The sequence below is a fragment of the Streptomyces mutabilis genome, from assembly GCF_014649815.1.
Lineage (GTDB): Bacteria > Actinomycetota > Actinomycetes > Streptomycetales > Streptomycetaceae > Streptomyces > Streptomyces mutabilis.
In genome coordinates, this window is record NZ_BMTT01000339.1 from 1 (window position 1) to 510 (window position 510).

Here is a 510-nt window from a genome sequence, read left to right on the forward strand (position 1 = left end):
TTGGGTAACATTAATTTCCAAAATCAAAATAATTTATTAATTATTGCAATTTCAGTAGGGTTAGGTGCTGGTATTAGTGCAGTACCTCAAGCATTTAAAGGATTAGGAGAACAATTTGCTTGGTTAACTCAAAATGGTATAGTGCTTGGCGCAATTTCTGCAATCATCTTAAATTTCTTTTTTAATGGTATAAAGTATAAACAAACTGAAGAAAATGTGAAATAATGTAACTAAGTATAAATAAAATTGGAGGCTGTTTTTAATGTGGGAAAATAAATTTGCTAAAGAATCTTTAACATTCGACGACGTGTTACTCATTCCAGCTGCATCAGATGTTTTACCAAGCGATGTTGACTTAAGTGTCAAATTATCAGATAAGATCAAGTTAAACATTCCTGTTATCTCAGCAGGTATGGATACAGTAACTGAATCAAAAATGGCAATTGCTATGGCTCGACAAGGCGGTTTAGGTGTTATTCATAAGAATATGGGCGTCGAAGAACAAGCTGA

Annotated in this window: 1 protein-coding gene and 1 pseudogene; both read left to right on the forward strand. The window is 32.9% G+C overall.

The genetic code is table 11. The annotated features are described in order from the left end of the window. Positions 1 to 225 (forward strand): annotated as a pseudogene (locus IE142_RS40565) (hypothetical protein); the annotation flags it as partial. A gap of 37 nt (positions 226 to 262) precedes the next feature. Further along, on the forward strand, positions 263 to 510 hold a 248-nt coding region (locus tag IE142_RS40570; RefSeq protein ID WP_191889548.1), incomplete at its 3' end, for an IMP dehydrogenase.